This window comes from Carboxylicivirga sediminis (assembly GCF_018156225.1).
Classification (GTDB): Bacteria; Bacteroidota; Bacteroidia; order Bacteroidales; family Marinilabiliaceae; genus Carboxylicivirga; species Carboxylicivirga sediminis.
In genome coordinates, this window is record NZ_JAGTAR010000081.1 from 1 (window position 1) to 2396 (window position 2396).

Annotated in this window: 4 protein-coding genes; all 4 read right to left on the reverse strand. The window is 39.4% G+C overall.

Annotation, left to right across the window (positions count from 1 at the left end; all coding sequences use genetic code 11):
• Positions 1–169: 169 nt before the first annotated feature.
• On the reverse strand, positions 170–502 hold the full coding sequence (locus KDU71_RS22645; RefSeq protein ID WP_212193411.1) for a hypothetical protein: 333 nt from the start codon (positions 500–502) through the stop codon (positions 170–172).
• Position 503: 1 nt separating this feature from the next.
• Positions 504–1136: a P-loop NTPase family protein gene (locus tag KDU71_RS22650; RefSeq protein WP_212193412.1), complete on the reverse strand. Its 633-nt coding sequence runs from the start codon at positions 1134–1136 to the stop codon at positions 504–506.
• A gap of 14 nt (positions 1137–1150) precedes the next feature.
• Positions 1151–2017 carry a hypothetical protein gene (locus KDU71_RS22655; protein ID WP_212193413.1) on the reverse strand — a complete coding sequence of 289 codons (867 nt, stop codon included), beginning with the start codon at positions 2015–2017 and terminating at the stop codon, positions 1151–1153.
• Between the two features lies 1 nt (position 2018).
• Positions 2019–2396, reverse strand: a 378-nt coding sequence (locus KDU71_RS22660; RefSeq protein WP_212193414.1) for an LPD1 domain-containing protein, incomplete at its 5' end; no start/stop codon positions are given.

Consider the following 2396-nt stretch of genomic DNA (forward strand, 5'->3'; position numbering starts at 1 on the left):
TCGGCAACTGCCATCTTAAAAAGTTCCATTTTCCCCTGGAGCTTTTCTTCTTGTGTGGTGAATATTTCATCAATCAGCTTAGTACCCTCTTTTAAGGTTTCCGCCGTTGCATTTCCTGCTAATTTTTTAAATAGCTTCATCGTTTTATAATTATCTCAGGCATTGCCTGTCATCGTTCTACAAATTTTAATATGGTATCGAGCTTCTCGTTAAGCTGCTTAATGGTTTGGTGGAATAGTTCTTTACTCACATATATTTCCTTGGAGCTGTCCCTTAAATCTGATATTCTTTTATGCAGTACCGTAAACTTGTTTTCACACGAAGCAAGCTCCTTTGTCAAGTGCTGAATATCCTTTTCCAATAAATCGGTTTTGGCATCCACCGTTTCTTTTGTGGCATTCTTTGAAATGGCATTGCGAACAATAAAGGAAACCACACCAACGATAAGCGAACTGAAAGCACCGATAACAAGCCAATAGAATTTTATTGTCATTTCTTCCATGCTAAAAGATTTTAATGGTTTCTGTACTGCCCTCTGGAAAGCGATTTTTCTCCATTGTGGCACTTTGGTTTTCGATGTGCATAATGGCATCTACTATATGTTCCCACTTCGTTCCACCTTTGGAGCTTCCGTCTCGGTTTGCCTGATTGATGATTACAAATGAAGTATTCGGAAACTGTTTCTTCAGCTCTTTATATTCCTCGTGAGAAATATCCGTTGTTTGGGTACTGTCGATAAATACCACATCATAATCCCTAAATAGCTTCGGGTTGTAGTCCTCGATAATTCCAATCGGACTGTTAATTCCAAGTCTTACCACTTTCTCCTGCATTGTTCCTTTTGCACCTTCTTCATTAGCAACATACAGGACTTTATAACCATGCTGTTTTACCAATTCATCGGCAAACATCAGGGCTACGGTACTCTTGCCATGAAAGCGTGAGCCGTAAATCATTATATAGAATGGGATATACAGCTTACCTAATAGTTTACCGAACTTTCCCCGGATTGAAATGGTCTTAAAATTCATCTTGGCCAGGTCATTTGCCAAAACAACCTGGTCGGATGCGATGACTGCGGTTCTTGTGGTGCCGGGATTGAATGCCCTGTTCTGAGAGCCACTACTTTTGGGCATGGAAGTAGTGGCATTTACTTTCCCAATCCGGCAATGCCTTGTAAGCCTTTTAACTGAACATTGGTAACAAGCAGTTTATCGCTCTCCAGATAATCGTGTAAATGCTTTTGGACGTTTTTCACCTGTTCAAATTCCTTGTCGGATTTATCAACCTTACCGTTTTTCAATGAGTTGGTAACTGTGGTAAGTAAGCGTTGCGCTTTTGCCTTTGTGATATTGCCATACAGGTTGATAAAACGCTTAATCAATGCAACTGCCGGAGTAACACCGTAGTCATCCACAATCTTTTTTAGCTTCGTGTATAAAGAATTCGGAACTTCAAACTTGCAAGTACCATTCATATCCTTATAAGTTTTGATAAGGTCATTGCTGATACTTTTTATTTCAGAGGCGTACTTGCTTGTTTTACGGATGGTCTTTTCGGTAGCAGCCTTTTGAATCACCTTATACAATAGCGAAACCTGACGTTCTGTTACCTTCTTATTGTGGAAGTTCAGATAACGCCTGATTACTTTAATCTCCAACGGAATCAAATCAACCTCGATGGGTTTTCGTTGTGCTTTTTTAGGTGCTGCCGTTTTCTTTGTGGTTGTTCGTTTTGGTGCAGCTTTCTTCGTCACATTTTTTGTCGATTTTTGTGACGAAGCGGTCTTCTTCTTCGCTGGTGCTTTCTTAGGTACAGGGCTTTTCTTTTCTGAATCCTTTAGATAAGGTTCAACGATTTTGAAATGATTATCAAGCATCTCTTTAATGTCCTTATCCTCATTATAGAAATCGGCAAATGAATCAAACTCTTTATGTGCTTCCTGTGCTGCTTCCGGCAACTTTTTGAAGTCAATATTTTTGGTGGCTTCCTTGTAGTTTTTAACTGTAAGTTTCATATCACGATATTTTTAATTGTTTCTGTTTAATGCGAATTGCTTTAGCCCTGATTTTGGCAAGTTTCAGTTTGCGCTCTTTGCCTACTATCACACCTTTATTCACGCTACCTTTTTCGGTCAGGTCGATGTATTCATCGGCTCGTTTATCGGTAAATGGTTCAAATGATTTTATGGATAAATGCTCCTTGATGGCATAAATCAGGTTATCAAAGCACTTGTTGATGTAAATACGTTCCTGACCTTGCGGATAAACAGGATGGGAAAACATTCCACCTGATACCAGGTAGTTATTTACCCGGTTCTTTTCCTTTAGCTTGTCGTACACATAGCATTCAAAGCTTCGGGCAAACATCTCTGCAATATCTTTCCAATAAGCACC